The sequence below is a fragment of the Herbiconiux dendrobii genome (assembly GCF_052048175.1).
GTDB lineage: Bacteria > Actinomycetota > Actinomycetes > Actinomycetales > Microbacteriaceae > Herbiconiux.
In genome coordinates this window covers 185,419-211,160 of sequence record NZ_JBLZQV010000002.1, presented here as the reverse complement: position 1 = coordinate 211,160, position 25,742 = coordinate 185,419, and the positions used below count along the sequence as shown (strand labels likewise).

The following is a 25,742-nucleotide window of genomic DNA, read 5'->3' as shown; positions in this document are numbered from 1 at the left end:
GGCGCCGGGGGAGAACCCCGCCCCCGCTTCTGCGTTGCTGTCGGTGCGGTGTTCGCACCGGGGCTGCGTTACGCCACGAGCTCGAGCAGGCGCTGCACCTCGAGGGCGACGGCGTCGCGCGCCGGACCCAGGTACTTGCGCGGGTCGACCAGGGCCGCATCCGCTTCGAGCAGTTCGCGGATGCGCCGGGTGAAGATGCCGTTGATGTGCGTGGAGATGTTGATCTTGCGCATTCCGTGCTCGACGGCGCGCACCAGATCGGCGTCGCTGACGCCGCTGGAGCCGTGCAGCACGAGCGGGACCGGCACGGCCGCCGCGAGCTCGGCGATGAGCTCGAAGTCGAGCGAGGCGCTGCGGGAGGTCATGGCGTGCGAGCTTCCCACCGCCACGGCCAGGCCGTCCACGCCGGTCGCGGCCACGAAGGCCACCGCCTCGGCCGGGTCGGTGCGCACGCCGGGCGTGTGGGCTCCGCCCTTGCCGCCGATCGCGCCGAGCTCGGCCTCCACCCACACGTTCTTCGCCTGCGCCGAGCGGGCGATCGCGGCGGTGCGGGCGACGTTCTCGTCGTAGGGGAGGGTGGCCGCGTCGAACATCACCGAGGTCGCCCCCAGCTCGACGGCCTCGAGCACGAGCGCCTCGTCCTCCGCGTGGTCTAGGTGCACGGCCACGTCGACGGCCGAGCGGCGGGCGAGCTCGAGGGTGGCGAGCGTGACCGGCGCGAGGCCGCCGTGGTAGCGGGCGGCGTTCTCGGAGATCTGCAGGATGACCGGGCGGCCGGCGGCTTCGGCGCCGCTCACGATCGCCTCGGCGTGCTCGAGCTGGATGACGTTGAAGGCGAGCACGGCACGGTGCTCGGCCAGGATGCCGCCGGATGCGACGAGGGTCATGGGTGGGTTCCTCTCGGGTGGTATGTCGGGATGTGGTCGGTGGGGCGCGATCGGCCGGTTCGTCAGCCGGTCGGATGGGCCAGCACGAGCTCGGGGCCGTCGGCGCGCACCGGATCGGCGGTCGCCGCGTCGAGGCGGTCGTCGGTGACGACCGTGTCGAAGCCGTCGAGCCCGGCGAATCGGCAGAACGACGTGCTGCCGAACTTGGTGGCGGTGACGGCGAGGATGCGCTGGGCGGCCGCGGCGAGCATCCGCTGTTTCAGGGCGGCCTCCTCGGGCAGCGTGGTGAAGGCGCCCTCGCCCGCGACGACCCCGTTGGCGCCGACCACCGCCACGTCGGCGCGGAGGCCGGCCAGGCGCTCCTCGGCCCACGGCCCCACCACAGCCTGGGTGACGCCGCGCACCGAACCGGGCAGCACGTACGCGGTGAAGGCGGGGTGGCCGCCGAGCAGCCGGGCGACGGGAAGGCTGTTGGTGACGACGAGCAGAGCAGCGGATGCGGCGGCCCGCGGTCTGCGGTGGGCGAGCAGGGAGGCCACCTCGAGCGTCATCGAGCCGCTGTCGAGCAGCAGCACCCCTTCTTCGGGCAGGAGCTCCACCACCGCGGCGGCGATCGCCGCGCGCTCGGCGGCGTCTTCCAGCGAACGCTGGTGCAGCGTCGGCTCGAACGGCGGCCGGGACACCAGCCGTGCGCCACCGTGGCGCCGGCGCACGAGCCCGCGCCGCTCGAGGGCGGTGAGGTCGCGGCGCACGGTCTCGGCCGTGACTCCGAGCTCGAGGCTCAGCTGCTGCACGCCCACCTCGCCCGCCGAGGCGCGCGCCGCAGCGAGGATGGCGGCGTGCCGCTCCGCTGGGTACATCTGCTCCGCCGATCAGGGTCGTCTCGGGGTGACTCTACCCGAATACGCCCGAATCGGGGAGTCAGAACGTCCGCTTGAGTTGATATGATCTCCGAAGCGGGCAGATTCGGGCGCTCGTGTGCACTCGGAGCCGTGCGAGCATCCGGTGTCTTCGATCGGAGAGGATCGCCATGGCTACACCCATCGAGGGCCGCCGCTATCTGCTGGGCATCGACGCCGGCCAGACCGCGGTGAAGGCCGTGGTGCACGACGAACGGCTGCGGCCGCTGGGCATCGGGCGGCGATCGAGCCCGGTCGACCGCAGCACGCCGCGCCACGCGGAGCGTTCGCAGGACGAGCTGTGGGCGGCCGCGGCCGGCGCGATCGCCGAGGCCGTCGAATCGTCGGGGGTCGACCCGCGCGACATCGTGGCGGTGGGCATCACCGGTCACGGCGACGGACTGCACCTCGTCGACGCGTCGGGAGAGGCCGTCGGTCCGGCGATCACCGCCATGGATTCGCGGGCGTACGTCGAGGCGGCCGAGCTCGCCGCCGACGACGAGCGGATGCGCGTGGTGCTCGAGCGATCCGGCCAGGAGCCGACACCGGGGGCGGCGGGCAACCTGCTGCGCTGGCTGCTGCGGCACGACCCCGACCGGGTGCGGGCGGCGTCGGCGATGCTGTTCTGCAAGGACGTCATCCGGCTGCGACTGACCGGCGTCATCGCCACCGACTACTCGGATGCCACGGCCTCCTTCCTCGACACCGCGACGGCCACCTGGAGCCCCGAGGTGATCGAGGCCTACGGGCTGCCGGCCGACATCCGGCGCCTGTTGCCGCCGCTGTACGCCAGTGGCGACGTGGTGGGCCAGGTGCTGCCGTCGGCGGCGGAGACCACCGGCCTGGCCGCCGGAACGCCGGTGACCGCCGGCATGCACGACGTGCAGGCGGCCTCGATCGGGATGGGCGCGCTCGTGCCCGGGCGACTCGCCCTGGTGGCCGGCTCGTTCAGCACGAACGGGGTCACGACCACACGGCCCGACGTGGACGTGCGCTGGCAGTCGCGGCTGTCGATCCGGCCCGAGCTACGCATCGCGATGTCGACCTCGGCGACCGCCTCGCCCGCGCTGAACTGGATGCTGCGGCTGCTCGGCATCGACCTCGCCACGGTGGAGGGTGAGGCCGCCCGCGACCGCCTCTTCGCCGAGGCGGCGGCCCTCGACCCGCAGGAGCCGGTGCCGCTCGTGCTGCCCTTCCTCGTGGACTCGCCGCTCGGCGCCTCGAGCTCGGCGGCGCTCGCCGGGGTGCGCGGCTGGCACACGCCGGCGCACGTGCTGCGTGGAACGCTCGAGGGCATCGCGCTCATGCACGTGTGGCACACCCGCGCGCTCGGCGAGAAGTTCGACTGGGACGAGCCGGTGGTGCTCGGGGGCGGCATCGCGCGCGCTCCCCTCTATGTGCAGCTGGTGGCGAACGCGCTGCGCTCGCCGGTGACCGTGGTGCAGAACGAGGAGGCCGGTGCGTTCGGGGCCGCGGCGGTGGCGGGAGCGGCGGTCGGCGTGTTCGAGTCGGTGGAGGCGGCGCAGGAGCTGGTGGCGCGGTCGGAGCCGGTGCAGCCCACGCCCGAGTCGGCCGGCTACTGGGCCGGGGTCGTCCGCGCCTTCGACGAGGCCACCGAGGCCCTCGGGTCGTGGTGGAGCGCCCGGGCGGCCGAGCCGGCACCGGAGCCGGCATCGCCGCAGGGCGAGGGGTCGGGCGCATGAGCCGGGGCGGCGGGGCGGTGGCGCGAGGTGGCGCCCGGGTGCCCGGGGGCGAAGGCGGGGCGGGCGGGCGACCCACCGGACGCGTGAGCCGCGAAGGGGGCGCCGTGGCCGCTCGACGCGACGCGATCGTGCGGGCGCTGGCGGAGGCCGGGCGGGTGGAAGTGGCCGAACTGGCGCGGATGCTCGGCGTGGCCGACGAGACGGTGCGGCGCGATCTGCGCGAGCTCGAGGCGGCGGGCCGGCTGCGGCGCGCGCACGGCGGTGCGATCCCGAGCGACGTGGGGGCGCAGCATCCGGAACCTGCCGAGGGTGAGGACGAGTGGCCGGCTGGAACGGCGCTCGGCGTCGCCCGCGCGGTGGCCGGGACGATCGCCGACGGCGACGCGGTGTACCTCGACGGCGGTGCAGTGGGCGAGGCCTTGGTGGGCCTGCTGCCGGCGGCCGGAGGGGTGCGGATCATGACCGCCTCGGTGCCCATCGCCCTCGCGGCGGCGCGGGCAGTCGATCCTCCCGCCGTGCATCTGCTCGGTGGCCAGGTGGGGGCGGACGGCCGGGCGGGCGGACAGTGGACGCGCGACCTCGCCGGCGGGCTCCGGCTGGACGTCGCCGTGCTCGGGGCCGAGGGTCTCGGCGCTGGCGATCGACTGCTCGCCGAGACGGCGGATGCGGCGGGGCTCGTCGCGGCCGTCGTCGAGGCCGCCCGCCGGGTGGTGCTGGTCGGCACCCCCGCGCTCCTCGGCGCCGGTGGGCGGGGCGCCGTGGCGTCGGCGCCGCTCTCCGCGGTCGACCTCGCGGTGCTGACGGAGGCCCCCGGTCCGGTCCTGTCGGCGCTGCTCGCCGGCTCCGGCGTCGACGTCCTCGTCGCCGGAGACGCGTCCGGCCCGAGCCCGAGCACCGGCTCGCCCTCGCCCGCGGGCGCCGACGAACACGCGAACGAGCAGAAGGAGGGGGTGGCGGCATGACCGGCATCGTCACGCTCACGCCGGCCCCGGCGATCGACCTCACCTATCACCTCGGCCACCTCGACCTCGGCGAGGTCAACCGGGCCACGGCCGTGCACACCGAGCTGAGCGGCAAGGGCGTCAACGTCGCCCGCGCCGTCGCGCTCTCGCCGCTGCCCGTGTCGGCGGTGCTCGCACTCGGCGCCCAGGGCACGGCCCTCGCGCGCGACGGCGGATTCGAGACGCTGCTCGCCGGGGTCGCCGACGAGGGCCGCACCCGCATCAACACGACCCTGCTCGACGCCTCGGGCGCCACCACGAAGGTCAACGAGAACCCGGTTCCGGTTTCGGCCGCGCTCTGGCGGGCTCTGGTCGAGCGCACCGAGGCCGAGCTCGAACGGCTCGACGCCGACTGGCTCGTGGTGTCGGGGTCGATCCCCGCGCTGGCCGGGTCGGATCGCCCGGTGCCGTTCCTCGACCTGGTGCGGCGAGCATCCGATCGCGGTGTGCGCGTGGCCGTCGACACGGCCGGGGCCTCGCTCGCCGCGCTCGCCGCCGACCTCGCGCCGGTCTGGCTGATCAAACCGAACACGCACGAGCTCGCCGAGCTCACCGGAACGGCCCTCGACACGGTCGGCGACGTCGTGGCCGCCGCACGACGGCTGCACGAAGCGGGCTGTGACATCGTCTACGTCAGCATGGGCGCCGACGGGGCGCTCGCCGTGTCGGCGGCCGGTGTGCAGCTGGCGCGGGCCAGCGCTCGGGTGGTGAACACCGCGGGGGCCGGGGATGCCTCGCTCGCCGGCTTCCTGGTGGGCTCCACCCGCGCCGACGGCACGGTCGACGTCGCCGCGGGCGTGCAGCGGGCCGCCTCGTGGGGAGCGCTCGCGGTGATGCAGCCCACCACGCTCCTCTCCGCGCTGGACGAGGCTCCGGATGCACGCCTCGACCTCGACCCCGACCCCGCGACCCCCCTCACCGAGCCCGCCCGCCCCTGATCCTCCCCTCCCCGCCCCCTCCACCCCCCACCCGTCAGTTCCTCCCGCTATGGCCCCGCGAAAGCGGGACTGAGTGACGGGTCGGCCCTCATCCTCTCCACCCCCACCCGCCGAGCCGTCAGTTCGTCCCGTTATGGGCCCGCGTAAGCGGGACTGAGTGACGGGTCGGCGTAGGGGAGCGGGGGAGGGGCGGGCTACAGGATGCGCGGCACCAGCGCGCGGTACGGGTCCAGGCGCGGGTCGGCGGGGTCGAGCTCGGTGACGAGCACGTCGACGCGGTCGAGGGCGAGCGCCCGCACGCGCGCCCGTGACTGCAGCTTCGAGGCGTCGACGGCCAGCACGACCTCGGCCGAGGCGCGCGCCATCGCATCCTTCACCGCCGTCTGGGCCAGCGTGCTCTCGCTCGTGCCGCTCTCGCCGTGCACGCCGAGCGCCGACATGATCGCCAGATCGAAGTGGAACGCCGAGAACGCCGACACGGTCAGTGCGCCCACGAGACTGAGGTTCTGTTCCTCCCGCTCACCGCCGGTGAGGTAGCCGCGCACCCCGGGTTTGCGGGCGAGGGCCTCGAACGCGCTCAACCCGTTGGTCACCACGGTGAAGCGGCTGTCGCCCGGGAGCGCGTCGGCGAGCACGAACGCGGTCGACGAGGAGTCGAGCCCGACCGCCCCGTCGACCGGCAGCAGGGGGAGGATCTTCGCCGCGATGCGCTCCTTGGCGCGCAGGTTGCGGCTCTGCCGGGTGGCGAAGGCGTCGGCCTGCACCGCGACGATGCCGCCCCGCACCCGGCGCACGCGGCCGACGCTCTCGAGCAGCTCGAAGTCGCGGCGGATGGTCATCGGATGCACGTCCCACAGCTCGACCGCCTCGGAGAGGTGCAGGCCACCCTTCTCCTCGGCGAGTTCGAGCAGGGCGGCCCGCCGGCTCTCGCCGTCGAGGGTTCCCTTGAGCGCCATCACCGATCCTTCCCCGGATGCCGTGACCGTTCCGGCCGCAGGTCTGGCCGCAGGTTCTCTCGCGGATCCTGTCGCGCGAGACATCCGCATCCACCTTGCCCGATCCTGTTCGCCAATGCTACATTTCACACGAAATAACATTCAGCGCGACCGGATGCGACGCGCTGCCGCCCGGGCACGAGGAAGTGACACCGCCGATGAGCGTTCGACCGCCGGCCGCCTACGCCGCCGTCGACCTCGGTGCGTCCAGCGGCCGCGTGATGCTCGGTTTCGTCGAGGCCGGTGCCGGTTCCGGTGCGGGCGCGGAGGGCGAGCGCCAGGTGCGGATGACGGAGGTGCACCGGTTCGCGAACGGCCCGCATCCGGAGTCTCTCGCGCCGGGAGCCACACTGCGCTGGGACGTCGACCGGCTCTTCGATGAGACGCTCGCCGGCCTCGCCGCCGCCGTGCGGGTCGCGGCCGAGCACGGGCGCGAACTCGCGGGCATCGGCGTCGACAGCTGGGGCGTCGATTACGCGCTGCTCCCGCCCGGAGGCGCAGGGGCCGGGTCACCGGCTGCATCCGCCGACCCGCAGGCGCAGGCCGCTTCGGCGGACTCCCGCCCGATCCCACCCGTCGACCACTACCGCGGAGCCGACCCCGCGGGTCCCGCCGAGGCGGAGTCCGTCGTCACCGCCGCCCGCTCCTACACGCTGTCGGGCATCCCGCCGCAGCCCATCAACACGTCGTACCGCCTGCGCGCCGCTGTCCGCGCAGCGCGCGCTGCCGAGCCCGACCGCGCCGAGGACGGCCGCGCCGAGTCCGACCCCGCCGAGCCCGACTACGCCGAGTCCGACCGCGCCGAATCTGGCAGCACCGAGTCCGGCCACGCCGAGTCCGGCCACGCCGAGTCCGACCGCGCCGAGCCCGACCGCGCCGAGCCCGACTACGCCGAGTCCGACCCCGCCGAGCCCGACTACGCCGAGTCCGACCCCGCCGAGCCCGACTACGCCGAGTCCGACCGCGCCGAATCTGGCAGCACCGAGTCCGGCCACGCCGAGTCCGGCCACGCCGAGTCCGACCGCGCCGAGCCCGACCGCGCCGAGCCCGACTATGCCGAGTCCGACCCCGCCGAGCCCGACTACGCCGAGCCCGACCCCGCCGAGTCCGACCCCACCGAGCCCGACAGCGCCGAGCCCGGCGGCACCGTGCTGCTCGTGCCCGATCTGTGGGTGCATCTACTCTCGGGGGCCACGAGCGCCGAGCGCACGATCGCCTCCACCACGCAGCTGCTCGACGCGCAGACCGGCGACTGGTCGGCCGAGCTCGTCGACGCCCTCGGCCTCGGCTCCTTCACGCTTCCCGGAACGGTGGCCCCGGGCGCCCGGGCCGGGGTCACGCTGCCCTGGGTCACCGAGCGGATCGGCGCCGCGCATCCGGTGCCCGTGTTCCACGTGGCCGAGCACGACACGGCGTCGGCCCTCGCCTTCGCGGAGCCCGACGACGGCCAGCTGCTGGTGTCCAGCGGAAGCTGGTCGCTCGCCGGCCTCAGCCTCTCGGCGCCCGTGCTCACCGACGAGGCCTTCGCGGCCGGGCTCACGAACGAACGCGGGGCCGGGGACTCGACCCTCCTGCTGCGCAACCTCGCCGGGCTCTGGCTGCTGGTCGAGTGCTCCCGCCAGTGGTCGCACGAGGCGGGGCGGATGCTCGACCCGGTCGACCTGGTGCGTCAGGCCATCGCGCGCCCCGAGCTGGCCACGCCGGTGTTCGACGTCGGCGACGGGCGGCTGCTCGCTCCCGGCGACATGCCCGAGCGGATCGCCCGGCTCTGCACGGAGGCCGGACAACCCGCTCCCGACGGCGTGCTCGGCACCGTGCGGAGCATCGTCGAGAGCCTCGCGGTCGCCTACGCAGAGTCGGTCGACGTGCTGGCCGCGGCGACCGGTCTCGGCGTGCGCTCGGTGCGCATCGTCGGCGGGGGCTCGCGCAACGACCTGCTCTGCCGTCGCACCGCCGAGCTCACCGGACTCCCGGTGGTGGCGGGCCCGGCCGAGGCCTCGGCCTTCGGCAACCTCGCGGTGCAGTTCGTGGCGGCGGGCGAGTTCGCCTCGCTCGCCGAGGTCTACGCGGCGGGCGGTGAGGCCGGGGGAGAGATCGCGCGGTACGAGCCCTCGGCCGCCCGTCTGAAAGGTTCACCGGCATGACCGAAGCGAGTTCAGGATCGGCCGGCGCCCGGCGGCAGCTCGTCGAGCTCTCGCGCGAGCTCGGCCGGCCCGACCGCGCCTGGGCGGTGCTGGCCGAGGGCAACACCTCGGTCGCCGTCGACGGGGGACGGATGCTCGTCAAGGCCTCCGGCGCCTCGATGGCCGTCGCCGAGCCGGGCGACTTCGTGCCGGTGCGCGTGGCCGACGTGCTGGCCCTGGTCGATGCGCCCGAGAGCGACGGCGGTGCAACCGCCGCCGACGCGGCCGGCGACGAGGCCGTGCGCGCCCTGTTCGCGGCGGCCTCCACGGGCGGCCGGCGGCCCTCGGTCGAGGCCCTGCTGCACGCCGTGTGCCTCGACCTGCCGGGCGTCGAGGCGGTGGGTCACACGCATCCGATCGCCGTCAACGCCCTGCTCTGCTCGCCGCGGGCCTCGCTGCTCGTGGAGGGCTCGCTCTTCCCCGACCAGATCGTGGTGCTCGGCACCGATCCGCTGCTCGTGCCCTACATCGACCCGGGTCTGAAGCTGGCCCGGGCGGTGAGGCGGATGCTGCGCGAACGGCTGCGCACGACCGGTCGCGTTCCGAAGGTGGTCTACCTGCAGAACCACGGCATGTTCGCGTTCGGGGCGAGCCCGGCCGAGGTGCTGCAGATCACCGAGATGGCGGTGAAGGTGGCCGAGGTGATCGTCGGTTCGCTCGCGGCGGGCGGCCCCGTCTTCCTCAGCGCGGCCGACGTGGCGCGCATCGACACCCGCCCCGACGAACTGCTGCGCCGCGAGGCGCTCGCCGCCGCGTCGGCCGCCGCCGCCGCGAGCGAACCCCAGCCGAACGGAGCCACCGCATGACGAACGCCGCAGACCGCACCACCCCCATGACCGGCCGCCTGGCCGGCCGGGTCGCCCTGATCACCGGGGCGAGCTCGGGCATCGGCCGCTCCTACGCCCAGGCCATGTCGGCCGAGGGTGCCCGGCTCGTGCTGGTCGGGCGGTCGGAGGAGCGTCTGCGCCAGGTGGCCGACGGCCTGCCCGGGGAGGCGCGGATCGTGGCCGGCGACGTCGCGCATCCGCAGACCTCCGAGGAGGCGGTGCGCGTGGCCCTCACCGAGTTCGGCAGGCTCGACGACGTGCTCGCCAATGCGGGTCTGTACACCGGGGGCGACTTCGTCGACACCGATCCGCTCGCCATCGAGCAGCTCGTGTCGGTGAACGTGTTCGGGGCCATGGCCACCGTGCGGGCCGCGCTGCCACACCTGATCGCGGCCGGAACCGGGGACGTGCTGGTGACGAGCTCGGTGTCGGGGCACCAGGACATCCACTGGGAGCCGGTCTACTCCGCCACGAAGCACGCGATGCAGTCGTTCGTGCACACCCTGCGCCGCCAGCTGGTGGGCACGGGGGTGCGCGCCGGAGCGGTGGCGCCCGGCGTGGTGCTGAACGAGCTGTGGGGGTTCGCCGAGGGGGCGGACGGCGTCGACCAGAAGGTGGGCGACCGCACGGGCATCCTCTCCGACGACGTCGCGGATGCCGTGCTCTACATGCTCACGCGGCCGCGGCACGTGACCATCCGCGACCTCGTCATCCTGCCCACCGACCAGGAGATCTGAGCGCGGCCGGCCGACGGATGCTCGTCGTGCCGCCCCTTTCGCCCCACCATCCTGAAATTCCCCCTGACCCGCCTAAGCCGAAGTCGAAGTCGAGAGAGAGCTGAGCTGATGTTCGAAGATCTGAAGGGCCGCACCGCGGTCGTCACCGGAGGAGCCCGCGGGCTCGGCTACTCACTCGCCACGGCGCTGGCCGGTCAGGGCGTGAACGTCGCGCTCGTCGACCTGCTGCCGACCGTCGAGCAGTCGGCGTCGACGCTGGCCGCGGAGTTCGGCGTCGAGGCGCGTGGCTACGTGGTCGACGTCACCGACTGCGCCGCGCTCGACGCGGTGTTCGGCCGGGCCGAGCAGGAGCTCGGCACCGCCTCGTTGCTGGTGACCGCCGCGGGCATCACCATCTGGGGCGACAGCGTCGACGTGCCGCCCGAGACCTGGCGCAAGGTGCTGTCGGTGAATCTCGACGGCACGTTCTTCGCGGCGCAGTCGTTCGCGCGGCGGGCGCTCGCGGCGGGCATCCCGTCGTCGGCGGTGTTCATCTCGTCGATGTCGGGGTTCATCGTGAACCAGCCGCAGTTCCAGGCCTCCTACAACTCGTCGAAGGCGGCGGTCAGCCACCTCGCGTCGTCGCTCGCGGTGGAGTGGGCGCCGTCGGGCATCCGGGTGAACGCGATCGCCCCCGGCTACTTCCTCTCCGACATGACCCGCGAGTTCACCGAGGCGAACCCCGACCTCGCCGCCCGCTGGGTGGGCACGATCCCCGCCGGCCGCATGGGCGAGCCCGCCGACCTGCACGGCCTCGTGGTCTACCTCTCCTCGAACGCCTCCTCCTACCTCACCGGCCAGAGCATCGTCATCGACGGCGGCTACACCGCCGTCTGACCCGCTCGGGCCATCTCCGCGACGGCGGAGTCCCGGGCGTTCCGAGGCCAACGACGGGGTACCGGGCAGTTCGTGGCCAACTACGGAGTTCCGGGCAGTTCGTGGCGTACGACGGAGTTCCGGGCAGTTCGTGGCCTACGACGGAGTCCCGGGCAGTTCGTGGCCTACGACGGAGTCTCGGTCCGAATCGAGTCCAGAGCTCCGTCGCTGGCGCCGGCCGGCCTCACCGCAGCCGGTACGCGTCCGATCGGTGCGCAGGAGCAATTTCTCCTCATCGTCGAGGGCGCGCCTGCGACTACCGCGTCGGGCGGACACGGACGGCAGAACGACGGCGTGGACAGTCGCGCAGGCCGATGCGTGACATCGATGACATGGGCGTGTTAGGGTGAGCATGACATCGATGACATGGGCGGCCGCAGAGACGCGCTACGTCCCATCACCCCCAGGAGTTCCCCGTGAGCAACACCCTCGTCGCCGGCCTCGACCTCGGCAGCACCGGCGTGAAGATCCTCGTCGCCGACGACGCCGGCGCCGAGGTGCTCATCCGCCAGCTGCCCACGCCGTGGCGCGCGGGCGCCGCCGGCACCACCACCATGGAGGCCGCCGACCTCGTCGCCACGGTGCGCGCACTGATCGAGCTCGTCGACGCCGACCTGCGCGAGCTGCGCGGTCAGGATGCCCGCGTCGGCGCCGTGGCCGTCTCGGGCATGGGGGAGTCGGGCGTCATCCTCGGCGCCGACGGCGAACCCGTCGCCCCCGCGATCGCCTGGTTCGACCCGCGCGGTGCCGAGCAGGTGCACGCGCTGCCGACGAGCATCCGTGAGGAATTCGCCGGCCGCACCGGCCTGCCGCTCGGCGTGCAGGTCTCGGTGATCAAGATCCTGCACCTGCGCGACGAAGGACTCGACCTCGGCGGCGCACGCTGGCTCAACCTGCCGGAATTCGTCGTGGCGGCCCTCGGCGGCGAGCAGGCGGCCGAGTACTCGCTCTCCTCCCGAACCGGCCTGCTCGATCAAGACACCGGAGCGCCCTGGCCCGAGCTGCTGGCGCACCTCGGTGTCACCCCCGACTTCCTGCCCCCGTTCGTGGATGCCGGCACCCCGCTGGGCGAGGCATCCGTCGACTGGCTGCCGGCCTCGTTCGAAGGCGCCCGACTCACCGTCGCGGGCCACGACCACCTGGTGTCGGCCGTCTCGACGGGCGAGTTCCCGGATGACCGCTACCACGTGTCGATGGGCACGGCCGAGGTGCTGCTGCGTGTGCTCGATGCCCCGCTGCCGTTCGAGGCCCGCGACCGCCTCGCCGACTGGCTGATCAACTGCGTGCGGCACGTCGTCCCCGGCAAGTGGGTGCTCGTCGCCGGCGTCAAGACCGGCCTGCTGATGCGCCGCACCCTGCAGCTCGTGGGCGTGAACGACCGCGCCGGCCGCGATGCCCTCGATGCCGCCGTGATGGAGCAGCCCTACGAAGGCGTGCTGCAGCCCGGTGATGTCGAGGTGGCCGGTGCCCGCAACGACGACGGCGTGCTGCGCCTCGTGGTGCGGGCCGACGGCGCGGGCCCCGCCGACCTGTTCGGCGCGGTGCTGCGGCACGGCAACGACGAGCTGGCCCTGCTGGTCGAGGCCATGGACCGCGAGGTTGCGCCGGCCCGCTCGGCCCTGCTCACCGGTGGTTGGGCGAGCATGCGCTCGGTGCAGCGCGCTCGGTCCGAGGTGCTGGCCGGCGTGCGTGTCTCCGACCGCTCGCAAGACACCGCCTACGGCGCCGCGGTGTTCGCCACCCGCCTTCTGGCTCCGGATGCGGCCTCCGTCGGCGCACCCGAAGCCCCCACCCGAGCATCCGCAACTACGACCCTCCGCTGACCTACCCTCCGCCGACCCACTCGCCGCAGCTCCACCACTCGGCGCCCCCGAACCGACCATCCATCCAGCACCACCCTCACCAAGGAGACATCCCCGTGACCGAACTCACCACCCTCGAGCGCCGCGCGCTCGCCAAGATCAGCACCCCTGCGGGCGGCATGCTGATCGTCGCCGCCGACCAGCGCAACGGCATGAAGGCCGTCATGAAGGATGCCCCGAACGGCGCCGCCGGCATCAGCAAGGACGAGCTCGCCGATGCCAAGAGCGACCTCCTGAAGTTCCTCGGCAACGAAGCCCCCGCCATCCTGCTCGACCCCTCCACCGCGCTGCCCCGCGTCGTCGACGACGGAACGCTCGACAGCGACACCGGTCTGGTCGTCGCGTTCGACGAGTCGGGCTTCGCCACCGAGAACGGCCTGAAGCGCACCCGTTACGTCGAGGGCATGACGCCCCGTCGCATCCGTGAGCTCGGTGGCGACGCCGCCAAGATGCTCTGGTACCTGCGTGCCGACCGCCGCGAGGACGAGAAGGTCGTGCTCGACGACATCGCGCGCCTCACCGCCGAGTGCGAGGCCGAGGGTGTGCTGCTGATCGTCGAGATCCTCACCTACCAGCTCGAGGACGAGTCGGACGAGGCGTACGCCGAGGTCTTCCCGTCGCTCATCTCCGGTGCCGCCGAGCTCAGCGTCGCGGCCGGCGCCAAGGTGCTGAAGCTGCAGTACCCGGGTTCGGCTGAAGCTTCCGCCGCCGTCACCGCGGCCGCCGCCGGTGTGCCGTGGGCCGTGCTCTCGGCCGGTGTCGACCACGCCACCTTCGTCGACCAGGTGCGCACCGCCGTCGTGAACGGCGCCCAGGGCGCCATGGCCGGCCGCTCGCTCTGGAAGGACAGCCTGTCCATCTCCTCCGACACCCGCGAGGAGCTGCTCACCACGAAGGCCGTTCCCCGCCTGAAGGAGCTCGCCGCCATCATCGACGAGGTGCTCGCCAACCGCGAGTAATCCGTCTGCCGGCCGGTCCCCGTCGGGCCGGATGCGCGGGTCGCCCTAGACTTTCGGTCGGATGGCGGCCCGCGCTGCTGTCCGCCAGGCAGTGAGGAGAGCGCATGCCCACGATGCAAGACGTGGCCGAGCTCGCCGGCGTGAGCGCCAAGACGGTCTCGCGCGTGTTCAACGACGACCCGCACGTGCTGCCCGAGACCCGGCAACGGGTCGAGGAGGCGATGCGCACCCTCAACTACGTGCCCAACGTGCTCGCCCGCACCTTCCGGGCCGGCCGGTCGTCGAGTGTGGGCGTAGCGGTCCCGGATGTGGTCGACCCCTTCTTCGCGGCCGTCGTGCGCGCCGTCGAACGGGTCTGCTCGGCGAGCGGCCTCACCACGCTGGTCACGAGCATCGGCGACGACCCGGCGCGCGAGAGGCCCGTGCTGGAGGCGCTGCTGCGCACCCAGCTGATGGGCCTCGTGCTCGCCCCCGTCGCCGCCGACCACGCCTGGCTCGCCCCGTGGATGGAGACCACCCCGATCGAGTTCGTCGACCGCGGCCCGGTCGATCTCGACGCCGACTCCTTCGTCGAAGACGACCGGCACGGCTCCTACCTCGCCACCCAGCACCTGCTGCAGCACGGGCACACCCGCGTCGCCTTCCTGGCCGACCAGACGCATCCGCCCAGCACCCGCCGCCGGCTCGAGGGCTACACCGAGGCGCTGGCGGATGCGGGCCTGCCGCTCGACGAGCGCCTGATCGCGTTCGACGCCGGCAGCGAATCCGGTGCCGCCCTCGAACTCGACCGCCTGCGCCGCCTGGCCGATCCGCCGACCGCCGCGTTCTCCTCGAACGCCCGCGTCACCATGCACGCCTTCGCGGCGCTCAAGCAGTCCGCGACGGCGTTCGTGGGCTTCGGCGACTTCCCGATGGCCGACCGTCTCACGCCGTCGGTGAGCGTCATCGACCAAGACCCGGCGCGCCTCGGCCGTCTGGCCGCGGCCCGCGCGCTGGAGCGCTTCGCGGCTCCGGATGCTCGCTACGAGCCCGCGACAGTCGTGCCGGTCTCGCTCACGGTGCGCACCAGCTGCGGATGCCCGTGACCCCGGTCGCCGGCCCCCTGTGATGACAGCCCCCGTGCATCGGTTATGATGGCGGAGGCGAAAGCCAAGGAGACGTCGCATAGTTCGGCCTAGTGCACCACCCTGCTAAGGTGGAGTACCCGTCAAGGGTACCGTGGGTTCAAATCCCACCGTCTCCGCACTCATAGCCTTGGTCAATCTCGATTCGAGCGGTGACTGCCAACCGTTTGCCCCACTTCATGCGGCAACGGCCGGCGATTCGGGCGCCGCGGTCGACTGGCTGAATGCCGGCGTTGTCGCGTTCGGCGATCGGTTCACGCGCGTTCTCGGCGAGGGTCGCGAGCATGTTCAGCAACAGCCAACCCATCGACATCGCCGGGTCGATCCCGACAGAAATAGACCGCACGTGGATGTCGGCGAAAATGTCTCGCTTCCGCACCCTGTAAACAGGGCTGAATCGACACGGAGCTGAGCGTCATGCCCGGCTGTGCTGACGCGGGTATGGCCGAGAAGCCTCACTAGGCAATCGATGTCTCACAAATCCCAACAGTCGGTATCGAAACACGCTGCTCGACGAGATGACTTCGCGAGACATCGAGGACGACCGGGAAGCCGGGGGACCGGAGTGGCCGGCCGTGTCCACCCCCGTTGCCTCGTAAATCCTTAGCTTTACGAGACATCTCGCGAACCCGTCGAAATGATCGCGACCCGCTATGTGCTCGAATGCGGGTGTCAGTTCACGACTATGCGTGTGAAGGTGACGGGGTCGCTGTTGCTCGCGTTCACATATGAGTAGGGCTGAGCGGTTGAGAAGGCGATGTGCCGCCCTTCGTCCAGTTGTTCGACGTTCTCCGGTCCGCGCTCGAGAAGGAGGGACCCGGCGGCGACGAGCAGGATCTCGTGCCACCCTTCCGGATCGGGTTGCGCGTCGTACCGGTCGGCCGGTCCCAGCGTCCACGTCCAGAGCTGTGTCTCCGCCCGGGCCGGAACGGAGGAGAGCAGCACGGCGACGCTCGCGGCGTCCTGGCCGCGCCAGGCCACCTCGTTGATGGCCACCGGGTGGGCGTCGGGTGCGGAGACGAGGACGGTGAAGGTGGTGCCGAGCGCCTCGGCGAGCCGGTCGACGCCGGTCAAGCTGATGTTCGCTTCGCCGGCTTCGGCGTTGACGATCGTTCGCCGGCTGATGCCGGAGCGTTCGGCGAGAGCCGCCTGGCTCAGCCCCGCCCCCTGTCGCGCGCGGCGGAGGTTGCTGCCGACATGCGTGAGTACGGCGGACGACGACATGATTTGCATGCGCACTATTCTGCACTCTAGGGTGTGCAATATGTTGCGCTTTCCCAGTGTCGTCCGGTTCACGAGACCGGAATGGGCGCTGATCGGGATCACCGCGATCTGGGGTGGCACGTTCCTCGCCGTTCACCTCGCGATGGATCACAGCGGCCCGCTGTTCTTCGTAGGAGTGCGCTTCTTGGCCGCCGGGGTGATCAGCGCGCTGGTGTTCCACCGGACGCTGCGCGGAATGCGGCGTATCGATGTCGGTGCCGGCGTCGCGATCGGGTTGATGATCTTCCTGGGCTACGGCCTGCAGACGTACGGTCTTCAGACGATTCCGAGCAGCACCTCCGCTTTCATCACCGCCCTGTACGTTCCGCTCGTGCCGCTTCTGCAGTGGATCGTCTTCCGCAAGCGGCCGGGTGTGCTCACTTTCGCGGGCGTTGCGCTCGCGTTCGTCGGGCTCCTTCTCATCGCCGGCCCGCAATCGGGAGTTGCGATGGGGACCGGCGAAATCGCCACCCTCATCAGCACGATTCCGATCGCGGTCGAGATCATTCTGATCAGCGTCTTCGCCGGCCGGGTCGACCTCGGCCGAGTGACCGTGGTGCAGCTGCTTGTCGCCGGAGCGTTCTCCTTCGCGTTCATGCCCGTCGCCGGCGAGGCGATCCCCGCCTTCTCCTGGGTGTGGCTCGTCGCCGCCCTTGCCCTCGGCGCCAGCAGCTGCCTCATCCAACTCACGATGAACTGGGCACAACGCTCCGTCTCTCCGACCCGCGCGACCATCATCTACGCGGGCGAACCGGTGTGGGGTGGCATCATCGGACGCCTCGCCGGCGACCGACTCCCTGCCCTCGCCATCCTCGGAGCCGCCCTCATCGTCGCAGGAACGATCGTGAGCGAACTGAAGCCGAAACAGGCTTCCCATCAGGCGGAGAATGCCGCTGACTCTGCGCCTCACCACACCACAACCGACTCGTAACCTTCTCACCGTGGGTTACGAGACACCGGAGCTCCGTTGGCGAAGTTGATCGGTTACACGCTGCTCGACGAGATGACTTCGCGAGACATCGAGGACGACCGGGAAGCCGGGGGACGGGAGTGGCCGGCCGTGTCCACCCCCCCCCGGTTGTCTCGTAGATCTTCAGCTTTGCGAGACAGGTCGGTGGGCCCAGATCCGGATAGCTACATCGAGCCGGGGCATCGCGCCTCAGAGGTCGGTATCGTGCGCCAGCACGCGCGCTATCTCTCGGCGGTTGCTGATGCCGAGGCGGCGGAGGATGTTGGTGACGTGATAGTCGATGGTGCGTTTGGAGAGGTGCTGGATCGACGCGATCTCATCGCTCGTGTAGCCCTGGGCGACGGCCATTGCGATGCGGTGCTGCTGCTCGGTGAGGACTGCCGAGGGGTGTATCTCGCGTGCGCGTTCGAGCTCGGCGGTGGTGCGGGTGATGATGCCTTCGCATAGTCGGGCGTAGGTGGCGGCTCCGAGCTGCCGCAGTTCAGCGTTGGCCTCTTCGTAGACGCCCAGAGCGCGGACGGGATCGGGGCCGCCGCCGTCGCCGTGACGGCTGATGTACGTGCCGGCCACGATGCGCACCCAGGCGCGACCGAGAGGGTCGTCGTCGGGTGACACCGACTCGAGGGCACGCTCGACGGCTCGCATGCCGTCGGCGTACCGCCGCTCGTGCTCGGCCTTGATGGCAGCGAATGCCCAGTAGTAGGAGTTGTCGCCCGACTCCGCGGTGAGCGACCACTCGGTGAGGCGGCGCCCGAACTCGGTTCGGTTGCCCAGGTGCCAGGCCGCGAGCAGCTTGAGCGCGTTCCACTCGCCCGCGGGATAGGGATGCCTGTACCCCGGGTCTCCTGCGTCGTCGAGGGCGTGACTCAGCTCCTGCCAGTCGTTTCGGGCGATTGCCGTGGCGATCCTCGCGTGAAGCAGCACGATGGAGGCGAGGTACGAGGGGATGTCGCGGGCGAGCAGAGCGCCGTGCTCCAGGATCGGCGCGGCGGTGTCGAGGTCGCCGCTCAGGGCGAGCAGCAGCCCGTGGATGGACAGCACCTGGGGCTCGAGCCAGTCGTGGTCGATCGCTCCCAGGGGCACGATGGTCTTCCGGACCACGTCCGCGGCGTCCGCCCACCTACCCTGCCGGACGCGCACGAATGCGAGCTCGATCAGGGCATGGGTGGCGAGGCCTGGGCGGGCGGGATCGGCGAGCTTGGCGCCCCGGGTGAGGTCGAGGGCGGCCTCACCGAGGCGGCCTTTCATGTGCTGGAGGTCACCGAGGCCGATCAGTGCGAGCGCGTGAACCCCGGTGAGGCTGTTGCGGGCACGCAGCGAACCGACGGCGTCGACGAGAGCGGTGAAGGCGGTCTCTCCGGACGCGGTGTGGAACTCGATGATCGCGTCGAGTCCGAGCAGGTCGTAGGTGGTCTCCGGGTCCCGCGCGACGGGATGGATCCGGTTCAGGACCTCCCGGGCGGCCTCGGCGCACTCGCGAGCGAGCGTCCACGACCCACTCGCGACGCTCGCCAGGGTCACCTCGGCCAGGAGGGCGGCCCGCAGTCCCGCCCCGGAGTCGTCGGGGTTCACCTGCTCCACGTCGTCCGGTGCTGTCGACGTCGAGAGCGCGAGGGCCGCGGCCGCAGTCAGATCCCCTCGGCCGACCGCCGCCGCGGACAGGGCCCCGTCGCGGAGAACCCCGACGGGGAGGTCCCTGACGGCGTCGAGGTAGGGGAGGAGGAGGCCGACTCGACGTCCACGCAGAGCGAAGTAGCATGCCAGACGCAGAGGGCCTCGGTCGCCGCGGTCGATCGCCCCCGCCGTCGAACCCGAGCCGGAGAGCGCCTCGGCGCGCAGGGACGCGCTGTGTGCGTCGAGAGCCCGCCGCACCGAGACCTCGGTGTCGCGGCGTTTCCACGCCTCCCACGCCTCGGCGACGAAACTCTCTCCCGGCATCCCCGTCCTTTCCGATCACCGTTCAGTCTGGCAAGACAGGACGCTCACCGCACACCGCTCGACCGGTGTCGACGGCCCAGGCGTCACCGGAGGAGGGTGAGGCCGCGGTTTCAGCCGCGCCGGAGGAGACGATCGAGGTGCATCGAGACGATCCGCCCTCCGCGGGCATCGACGTTGGCGGCGACGTAGCCGTCGGGACGGACCACGATCATCCCCGATCGGTGCCCGGTGAGTTCGGCGAGCCCGCCGTCGCCATCGACGATCGGGATGCTCGTGGCCACGCCGTGGCGCAATACGGGCGCAGCGGGCGGTGAGTCGTCGTCCGGTGACCTGAACACGATGACGGTGTGGACGGGGCCGGAGATGATCTCTTCCACGCTCGTGGCGACCCCGTCGTGGGTGATGCCCGTGACAGGGGGGAGCCGTCGGCCGGCGAGGTGATGGTGATCGGTGACCACGGTGCCCAGAGGCGAGTAGTCGACGGTGAGCTGCGCGGTCACTGCGGCCCGGTGGGCGGATGCGCTGCCGAGATGCCCGAGGGCGAAGAGCGCGAGTCGCCTCTTCTCCGCCCCCACGCGGCTCGTCGAGAGCATCAGGCGGCTGAGCCGGCGGGCGCCGTCCACGACCTCCGCGGCGACTGCGTGACGCTCGACGGCGTAGTCGTCCAGGAGGACAGGGGTTGCGTCGCCTGATGTGACCAGCGCGAGACGCCAGACGAGGGCTATCGCGTCCTGTATCCCCAGATTCATTCCCTGCCCGCCCGCCGGAGGGTGCACGTGCGCGGAGTCTCCCGCGAGGAGGATCCGGTCGGCTCGGAGTCGGGGCACGAGGCCACTGCGAGAGCGGTAGTAGCTCAGCCAGTGCGCCTCGCGCACGCGCACCCTGCCGTCGTACAGCTGAAGGCAACGTGCCTGCACCTCTTCGAGGGTGGGAGTCGTCGAGGGGTCGGCACCGGGGGCGGCGAACCCGAGCCGCACCCGGTCTCCGGGCATGGGGTGGATACTGCGTTCTCCCCGCTCGTCGTTGAGGAGAGTCGTCACATCGCGGGAGAAGTCGACGTCGGCCTCCACATCGGCGAGCAGCGCGACGTCGCCCTCGAGGTAGTCGTCGTACCTCAAACCGGCCAGATGCCTCGTCCTACCGCGAGCCCCATCAGCGCCGATCACATACATCGCCCGGATCGTGGACTCACCTGACGGCGTGGCGACCGTCGCCGTCACCCCGTCTTCGTCCTGAACGAGGGACCGCAAGCTCGTCGAGTACTCGATCGGTACTGCGGACGACTCCACAGCGCGACGCAGGACACCCTCCGTCACGGGTTGGGGCAGATCGAGCACGAACGCGTACGTCGAGGCGATCGTCGTGAAATCGAGGCTGGCTTCGACTCGACCCGCTCGACCGACGATGTCGACGCGGTTCTGGGGTCGTCCCCGCGCGAGCAGCTCATCCACGACACCGAGAGGGTGGAGAGACTCGAGCGTGCGAGCCTGAAGAGCCACTGCGCGAGATTGCTCGTTCGGAGCGGGCAGCTCATCGATCACGCGAACGGCGAGACCGTGACGAGCCGATTCCGCCGCGGCGGCCAGTCCGACCGGTCCTGCTCCGACGATCAGGACCGCGACATCCTGGGTGACCATTCGACTCTCCTTCGTTCGTGTCACGCTCGCGATGATCGCGAGCGACAGCGGCGACGGGAGATGGCCGCCACCGATGTTCCGCCGAGCGCCAGAGCAAGTCCGCCCGCAAGCAGTCCGAGCAGAAGCGTGCCGTCCGTGCCCGTCTCCGCCAGGGCCGAGGACGTTTCGCGCGGACCGGGAACGTCCGGTCCGGGGCTGGATGGAGTCGGTGGCCCGGCTTGCGCACCGATCGTGATCGTCGAGTGCAGCGCATTGATTCCGGTCACCGGGTCCCATGTCCCCAGGTTGGCGAATCGGATGGCATATCGCGGATCGGCTTGGATGACGGGGGAGGCGTCGGGCAGCCACAGCCCGGGCGTGTAGCTGCCGGGTGCCAGGCCGGCCGGGAACGCGACCTCTGTCGAGATCGCGATGTCGGCACCCGAAGCCCACCCGCGCGGGTCGGCATCCAGCAGGACAGGTGTGACCTCACCTTCGGTATCCGTCAGGGTGAGGTACAACGGCCGCTCGGCGAATGGCGCGGCCCACCCGTCGTTCCGGAGGTTGATATCGATGACACTCCGGCCCCCTGGTTCGACCGAGGTCGGCAGATCTACCGAGATCAAGCGGAGGCGATAGCCGAGCCCGGCGACGATCTCGTCCCAGCAGCCCCCTGCCCTCCACAGGTCGAGGGCCGTCTTGTTGAATTCTCCGGCGAGGTAGGAGAAATGCATGGACGCCATCTCCTCCGGGTTGCCCGGCTCCAGCCCCGGTGACGGAGCATCGGTGCCGCAGGTCACACGCGTGCCCGGTCCCCCCGCGCAGGCGACTCCCGCGACGACGTGCCCGACACCCAGCGCACTGATGGCGGTCTTCTCGGCATCCATCGTGGCCACGGGCTGGTCCCAGGTGTCCGAGTCCCACTGGTTCGAGGCATAGCAGTCTTGGTGGTTCCCGATCCGGTTGCTGTCCGCGACGGACGTGATCGACTGCAGGAAGGCGATGTCCCGTGGATAGCGCACCGCGATCTGCAGGCTCGGAGGGAACGCATCGAGTTCTCGCTGCACCACCTCCGCCATCGACTGAGGCGTGAGAGGCGACTTGAGGTCACCCTGGTCCACGCGGTTGAAGGTGCTGCAGTGCCACTCACCGAACTCCCCGAGGAAGCCCGCCTCGATCGACGAGATCACATCCTCGTTCGAGGCCACGACCCCGGCCACCTGGTCGATGTGGCCCAGGATGATGTCGAGCGGTGCATCAGAGGGCAGGTCCGGTTGGGCTGAGCCCGGGGGTGAGCTGCACTCGCCGACACCGCCGGGGGAGTAGCTGAAGCGCAGGATCGCTTTCATCCCGTTCGATCGGAGCAACGAGAAGGCGGAATCTACCTGCTCGAGCAGCTGCGCCGGCAGGGAACTCTGATCCGTGTACTCGGCGAGGTCGACGTAGGTGCGGATCAGCGTGAATCCGTTCTGGGACGCATTGTCGATGGCGTGCTGATCGATGGTCTGAAAGGAGGAGACGACGGAGTTCAGACCGCGTTCCGGATTGGGGATGCCGGGCGTGGGGTCCGGCTCGAATGCAATGCGCTGTGTTTCCGCGACCGGCGAGCCCGCCGTGGTGCTCACCGCCGATCGGGTGTCACTCCCGTCCAGAGCGACGGCCGGGCCCGGCCAGGCACCGGACCCGAGGCCGGAGATCACGGCGGCCGCAACCAGGAGCGCAGACCCGAAACCTCTTCTCACGAACTCCTCCTCAGACCTGCAACGCCCACACGCTATCCGCCTGACTCCCTCCGGGGGACTGGTACTCGATACGAGTAGGCGGCGGAAGCTCCCATGGGCTAATAGCGGAGTGGGCTGGGAGCAGGCCCGAGCACCAACGGGAGAGAAATGAGACGTCAGTGTCGTTCGCGTGTTGCATGACTCGCTCGCTTTCCGTTCGTCGCCGCATCCACGCTGGGGGAGCCGGTGTCGCGCTGGCTGCTGCTGCGCTGATCGCGACCCCGGTCGCTCCGGCTTTCGCGGAGGCCGCGACGGTCTCGACCATCGGGCAGCTGCAGACCGCTCTCGCCGACTGCGCGACGGCCCCGAACACGATCGTGCTGGGAGCGGACATCTCGGCGCCACGCACCGCCGTGAACGTGCCGTGCGACACCGTGATCGACCTCGGCACGCATGACCTGTCCGTACTGAACGTCGTGATCGCGGCGGGGAAGGGCCTCACCGTGGAGGGCCCCACGGACGGCACGGGCGGCACCCTCGCGGCGATCGCCACGGGCGCGGGCGGCGCTACGCCGGCCATCCAGACGTCGGGGGCGACCCTCACGGTGACCGGGGGCACGGTCGTCGCTCGTGGTGCCGAGTCGTTCGGGGCCGGGATCGGCGGGTCCAGGGGTACTGCGGGAGGGGCACTCGTCGTCGCGGGCGGGATCGTGAACGCCTATTCGAACGCATACGGCGCGGCCGTCGGCGGCGGCTATCCGTCGGGTGCGGGTGGAACCGTCGAGGTCACGTCCGGGGCGCTGAATGCGTATGCGGAGGAGCCCTTCACGGTCGCCGTCGGCGGAGCCGGTCAGGCCTTCGGCTCCGGTGGCGCGGGAGCGCAGGTCACGGTGACCGGCGGCGTGCTGACGGCGTCGACCTCGTCGGGCCCCGGCACGGCCATCGGAGGAGGAATCTCCGGATTCAACCCAGGTGACCTGGGAGGCGCGGGTGGTTCGCTGACGATCGGCGCCGGCGGAGAGGTCGTGGTCACCGGGCCCCGCAACGCCATCGGCGCAGGGTGGGGCTGGGCTGCGGCCAAGCCGACCAACGACTTCGGTTCGGTGACGGTCGACGGCATCCTGCGTCTTCCTTCGGGTCAGCTCTACGTGGGCACTCATGCCGCCGCGGGGCCGGAGATCACGGTCGGCCCCACCGGCCGCATCCTGGGATCGGTCGCCGACCCCGCTGCCGGAGCCGGCATCACCGGTCCGGGAACGATCGACAACCAGGGCACCATCACGCTCAACCCGATGAACAGCTCCGTGACAGGCAACAACCGTCTCGTGCGTTTCAGCCCCGCCGTCCCGAGCGTGCGGGTGTTCGCGCCCTCGTTCACGGACGGTGCCCGGACGGTACCCGCCCCGCCGGCAGGCACGCTGTGGAACACGGCCCCGGACGGGTCGGGCGACTGGTTCACCAGCACCTCGTCGACGGCAGGCTCCGGAACCCTCGACCTGTATGGGGTCGCGCCGGCATCGATCGCCGTCTCGACCGACCCCGCCGCCTTGACCGCCACGGCGGGCGAACCGTACGATTTCCCGGTCACCGTGAACGGGCTCGCCGGCTCACCGCTGGTCCCGCAGCCCGCGGTCGACTACGCCTCCGCCGATTGCACGATCGGTGCCGGCGGGGTTTTCGCCGTCGCTCGCTCGTGCAGCATCACGGCGTCCACCACCGTTCAGGGCGCGCTGCTGCAGAAGACCTTCACGATCCAGGTCGCGCCGGGTCCACTCAGCTCCATGGCCATCGCCCCCGCCTCGGACACGGTCGCCCAGGGGGCATCGGTGGCGTTCCTGGTCACGGGGTCGGATGCCGAAGGCAACGCCGTCGACGTCGACGCCGCCGTGCTCACCTCGTCGTCGCCGGCCGATTCCGTCTCCGGCCGGTCGGTGACCTTCTCCGGCGCCGGTGACCGCACCGTGACCGCCTCGCTAGGATCGCTCACGGCCACGGCGGCCGTCACGGTCGTCGCAGGACCGCTGAGCTCGCTCTCCATCACGCCCACGACCGCGACGATCGTGCAGGGCAGCACCGTCGACTTCACGGTCACCGGCACCGACGCCGGAGGCAACCCGGTCGACACGTCGAATGCGGTCCTCACGTCCAGCGCGGACACCGACTCGGTGTCCGGTGATTCGGTGACGTTCTCGGAAGCGGGCCCGCGCTTCGTCACCGCGACCCTGTCCGGGGTCACGACCAGCGCGACGGTCGAGGTCGTCGCCGGGCCTCTGGCGACACTGTCGCTCACGCCGCCCACCATCTCGGTGGTGCACGGCGGTACCGTCGTCTACACCGTCTCCGGCGCGGATTCGGCGGGCAACCCCGTCGACGCGACCGCCGCCGTGCTGTCCTCGTCCAATGCGGCCGACACGATCGACGGGCGCGCGGTGACCTTCTCCGACGTCGGCGCCCATACCGTGAGCGCGGCGCTCGCGGGTGTCACGACCACGGCCTCCGTCGAGGTCGTGGCGGGCCCCCTCGCCACGCTCACGCTCACCCCGGAGGCGGCGTCCGTCGTGCAGGGCGGCACGCAGGAGTTCGTCGTGGCGGGGGCCGACGCCGCCGGCAATCCGGTCGATACCTCGGATGCCGTTCTCACCTCCTCGGCTGCGGCGGACACCGTCGCGGGCCGGACGATCGCCTTCTCCGGCGCAGGGGCCCACACGGTCACCGCGACCCTCGGATCGGTCGTGGGCTCGGCCTCGATCACGGTATCGCCCGGTCCGCTCGCTTCCCTGTCGATCACGCCGTCGTCGAGCAGCGTCGATCAGGGCGGCACCGTCGACTTCGCGGTCACCGGCACCGACGCCGCCGGCAACCCGGTCGACACCTCGGATGCCGTCCTCACCTCATCCGTGACCACGGACGTCGTCAACGGCTTCGCGATCACGTTCCCCCACGCCAGCCCGCACACCGTCACCGCCACGCTCGGCTCGGTCTCGGCGAGCGTCACGATCGAGGTCGTGCCCGGCCCGGCCCCGTCTCCTGGTCCCACCCCGGCCAGCCTCGCGAACACTGGTTTCGACGGTAGCGCGGCCGGCCTGACCGGCGGGGCAGCGCTTGCGTGCCTGCTCGTCGCCGGCGTACTCCTACTGCTCCGACGCACGAATCCTCGATCCCGGTAGAGGACGGCGACCCTCGTCCTTTCCCAGGGAAGAAATC

Annotated in this window: 20 protein-coding genes and 1 tRNA gene; 13 read left to right on the top strand and 8 right to left on the bottom strand. The window is 71.5% G+C overall.

All coding sequences use genetic code 11. The annotated features are described in order from the left end of the window. Positions 1–68: 68 nt before the first annotated feature. Entirely contained in the window at positions 69–887 is an 819-nt protein-coding gene (locus tag ACN4JJ_RS05985) for a class II fructose-bisphosphate aldolase (protein ID WP_440709003.1), read from the bottom strand. A 62-nt stretch (positions 888–949) separates the two neighbouring features. After that, positions 950–1,747 carry a DeoR/GlpR family DNA-binding transcription regulator gene (locus ACN4JJ_RS05980; protein WP_440709002.1) on the bottom strand — a complete coding sequence of 266 codons (798 nt, stop codon included), beginning with the start codon at positions 1,745–1,747 and terminating at the stop codon, positions 950–952. Between the two features lie 170 nt (positions 1,748–1,917). On the opposite strand from ACN4JJ_RS05980, the gene ACN4JJ_RS05975 reads away from it, so the two are divergent. From ACN4JJ_RS05975 to ACN4JJ_RS05965, 3 genes are all read left to right on the top strand, one after another. After that, positions 1,918–3,489 carry an FGGY-family carbohydrate kinase gene (locus ACN4JJ_RS05975; protein WP_440709001.1) on the top strand — a complete coding sequence of 524 codons (1,572 nt, stop codon included), beginning with the start codon at positions 1,918–1,920 and terminating at the stop codon, positions 3,487–3,489. Positions 3,490–3,593: 104 nt separating this feature from the next. After that, on the top strand, positions 3,594–4,451 hold the full coding sequence (locus ACN4JJ_RS05970; RefSeq protein WP_440709000.1) for a DeoR/GlpR family DNA-binding transcription regulator: 858 nt from the start codon (positions 3,594–3,596) through the stop codon (positions 4,449–4,451). Then, entirely contained in the window at positions 4,448–5,428 is a 981-nt protein-coding gene (locus tag ACN4JJ_RS05965; RefSeq protein ID WP_440708999.1) for a 1-phosphofructokinase family hexose kinase, read from the top strand. The genes ACN4JJ_RS05970 and ACN4JJ_RS05965 overlap by 4 nt, the downstream gene beginning before the upstream one ends. Positions 5,429–5,622: 194 nt before the next feature. On the opposite strand, the gene ACN4JJ_RS05960 is transcribed toward ACN4JJ_RS05965, so the two are convergent. Beyond that, complete coding sequence (locus ACN4JJ_RS05960) at positions 5,623–6,384, bottom strand: DeoR/GlpR family DNA-binding transcription regulator (protein WP_440708998.1); 762 nt, start codon at positions 6,382–6,384, stop codon at positions 5,623–5,625. A 197-nt stretch (positions 6,385–6,581) separates the two neighbouring features. On the opposite strand from ACN4JJ_RS05960, the gene ACN4JJ_RS05955 reads away from it, so the two are divergent. From ACN4JJ_RS05955 to ACN4JJ_RS05920, 8 genes are all read left to right on the top strand, one after another. Then, complete coding sequence (locus tag ACN4JJ_RS05955) at positions 6,582–8,567, top strand: rhamnulokinase (protein ID WP_440708997.1); 1,986 nt, start codon at positions 6,582–6,584, stop codon at positions 8,565–8,567. Beyond that, entirely contained in the window at positions 8,564–9,412 is an 849-nt protein-coding gene (locus ACN4JJ_RS05950; RefSeq protein ID WP_440708996.1) for a class II aldolase/adducin family protein, read from the top strand. Before ACN4JJ_RS05955 ends, ACN4JJ_RS05950 begins: the two co-directional genes overlap by 4 nt. Next, positions 9,409–10,170 carry an SDR family oxidoreductase gene (locus tag ACN4JJ_RS05945; protein ID WP_440708995.1) on the top strand — a complete coding sequence of 254 codons (762 nt, stop codon included), beginning with the start codon at positions 9,409–9,411 and terminating at the stop codon, positions 10,168–10,170. Before ACN4JJ_RS05950 ends, ACN4JJ_RS05945 begins: the two co-directional genes overlap by 4 nt. Positions 10,171–10,278: 108 nt before the next feature. After that, positions 10,279–11,046, top strand: a complete 768-nt coding sequence (locus tag ACN4JJ_RS05940) for an SDR family oxidoreductase (protein ID WP_440708994.1) — start codon at positions 10,279–10,281, stop codon at positions 11,044–11,046. Between the two features lie 455 nt (positions 11,047–11,501). After that, positions 11,502–12,908, top strand: coding sequence for an FGGY-family carbohydrate kinase (locus tag ACN4JJ_RS05935; protein ID WP_440708993.1), 1,407 nt, complete (start codon positions 11,502–11,504; stop codon positions 12,906–12,908). Between the two features lie 95 nt (positions 12,909–13,003). Continuing rightward, positions 13,004–13,906, top strand: a complete 903-nt coding sequence (locus ACN4JJ_RS05930; RefSeq protein WP_440708992.1) for a hypothetical protein — start codon at positions 13,004–13,006, stop codon at positions 13,904–13,906. Between the two features lie 104 nt (positions 13,907–14,010). Further along, complete coding sequence (locus ACN4JJ_RS05925; protein ID WP_440708991.1) at positions 14,011–14,991, top strand: LacI family DNA-binding transcriptional regulator; 981 nt, start codon at positions 14,011–14,013, stop codon at positions 14,989–14,991. Between the two features lie 68 nt (positions 14,992–15,059). After that, a tRNA-Ser gene (locus ACN4JJ_RS05920) sits at positions 15,060–15,149 on the top strand. Here the strand turns inward: ACN4JJ_RS05920 and ACN4JJ_RS05915 are convergent. Further along, on the bottom strand, positions 15,131–15,409 hold the full coding sequence (locus tag ACN4JJ_RS05915) for a recombinase family protein (RefSeq protein ID WP_440708990.1): 279 nt from the start codon (positions 15,407–15,409) through the stop codon (positions 15,131–15,133). The genes ACN4JJ_RS05920 and ACN4JJ_RS05915 overlap by 19 nt on opposite strands. Positions 15,410–15,702: 293 nt before the next feature. Then, positions 15,703–16,263 (bottom strand): helix-turn-helix domain-containing protein, encoded by a 561-nt coding sequence (locus tag ACN4JJ_RS05910; protein WP_440708989.1) that lies wholly within the window; start codon positions 16,261–16,263, stop codon positions 15,703–15,705. A gap of 31 nt (positions 16,264–16,294) precedes the next feature. Between ACN4JJ_RS05910 and ACN4JJ_RS05905 the strand changes: the two genes are divergently transcribed. After that, entirely contained in the window at positions 16,295–17,224 is a 930-nt protein-coding gene (locus ACN4JJ_RS05905) for a DMT family transporter (RefSeq protein ID WP_440708988.1), read from the top strand. 228 nt (positions 17,225–17,452) lie between these two features. Here the strand turns inward: ACN4JJ_RS05905 and ACN4JJ_RS05900 are convergent, their stop codons facing one another. The 3 genes from ACN4JJ_RS05900 to ACN4JJ_RS05890 all read right to left on the bottom strand — a co-directional run bounded on the left by ACN4JJ_RS05900 (position 17,453) and on the right by ACN4JJ_RS05890 (position 22,559). After that, positions 17,453–19,201, bottom strand: coding sequence for a helix-turn-helix transcriptional regulator (locus ACN4JJ_RS05900; RefSeq protein ID WP_440708987.1), 1,749 nt, complete (start codon positions 19,199–19,201; stop codon positions 17,453–17,455). Positions 19,202–19,311: 110 nt separating this feature from the next. Continuing rightward, positions 19,312–20,838, bottom strand: a complete 1,527-nt coding sequence (locus ACN4JJ_RS05895) for an FAD-dependent monooxygenase (RefSeq protein ID WP_440708986.1) — start codon at positions 20,836–20,838, stop codon at positions 19,312–19,314. Positions 20,839–20,858: 20 nt separating this feature from the next. Then, entirely contained in the window at positions 20,859–22,559 is a 1,701-nt protein-coding gene (locus ACN4JJ_RS05890) for a DUF4832 domain-containing protein (RefSeq protein WP_440708985.1), read from the bottom strand. Between the two features lie 176 nt (positions 22,560–22,735). On the opposite strand from ACN4JJ_RS05890, the gene ACN4JJ_RS05885 reads away from it, so the two are divergent. Continuing rightward, positions 22,736–25,705, top strand: a complete 2,970-nt coding sequence (locus tag ACN4JJ_RS05885) for a beta strand repeat-containing protein (RefSeq protein ID WP_440708984.1) — start codon at positions 22,736–22,738, stop codon at positions 25,703–25,705. Positions 25,706–25,742: the final 37 nt, after the last annotated feature.

Excerpts from the sequence above, each read along its gene's own strand:
- ACN4JJ_RS05985 (WP_440709003.1), bottom strand. The coding sequence starts at position 887 with ATGACCCTCGTCGCATCCGGCGGCATCCTGGCCGAGCACCGTGCCGTG.
- ACN4JJ_RS05980 (WP_440709002.1), bottom strand. The coding sequence starts at position 1,747 with ATGTACCCAGCGGAGCGGCACGCCGCCATCCTCGCTGCGGCGCGCGCC.
- ACN4JJ_RS05975 (WP_440709001.1), top strand. The coding sequence starts at position 1,918 with ATGGCTACACCCATCGAGGGCCGCCGCTATCTGCTGGGCATCGACGCC.
- ACN4JJ_RS05965 (WP_440708999.1), top strand. The coding sequence starts at position 4,448 with ATGACCGGCATCGTCACGCTCACGCCGGCCCCGGCGATCGACCTCACC.
- ACN4JJ_RS05960 (WP_440708998.1), bottom strand. The coding sequence starts at position 6,384 with ATGGCGCTCAAGGGAACCCTCGACGGCGAGAGCCGGCGGGCCGCCCTG.
- ACN4JJ_RS05955 (WP_440708997.1), top strand. The coding sequence starts at position 6,582 with ATGAGCGTTCGACCGCCGGCCGCCTACGCCGCCGTCGACCTCGGTGCG.
- ACN4JJ_RS05950 (WP_440708996.1), top strand. The coding sequence starts at position 8,564 with ATGACCGAAGCGAGTTCAGGATCGGCCGGCGCCCGGCGGCAGCTCGTC.
- ACN4JJ_RS05945 (WP_440708995.1), top strand. The coding sequence starts at position 9,409 with ATGACGAACGCCGCAGACCGCACCACCCCCATGACCGGCCGCCTGGCC.
- ACN4JJ_RS05940 (WP_440708994.1), top strand. The coding sequence starts at position 10,279 with ATGTTCGAAGATCTGAAGGGCCGCACCGCGGTCGTCACCGGAGGAGCC.
- ACN4JJ_RS05925 (WP_440708991.1), top strand. The coding sequence starts at position 14,011 with ATGCCCACGATGCAAGACGTGGCCGAGCTCGCCGGCGTGAGCGCCAAG.
- ACN4JJ_RS05910 (WP_440708989.1), bottom strand. The coding sequence starts at position 16,263 with ATGCAAATCATGTCGTCGTCCGCCGTACTCACGCATGTCGGCAGCAAC.
- ACN4JJ_RS05905 (WP_440708988.1), top strand. The coding sequence starts at position 16,295 with ATGTTGCGCTTTCCCAGTGTCGTCCGGTTCACGAGACCGGAATGGGCG.
- ACN4JJ_RS05900 (WP_440708987.1), bottom strand. The coding sequence starts at position 19,201 with ATGCCGGGAGAGAGTTTCGTCGCCGAGGCGTGGGAGGCGTGGAAACGC.
- ACN4JJ_RS05895 (WP_440708986.1), bottom strand. The coding sequence starts at position 20,838 with ATGGTCACCCAGGATGTCGCGGTCCTGATCGTCGGAGCAGGACCGGTC.
- ACN4JJ_RS05885 (WP_440708984.1), top strand. The coding sequence starts at position 22,736 with ATGACTCGCTCGCTTTCCGTTCGTCGCCGCATCCACGCTGGGGGAGCC.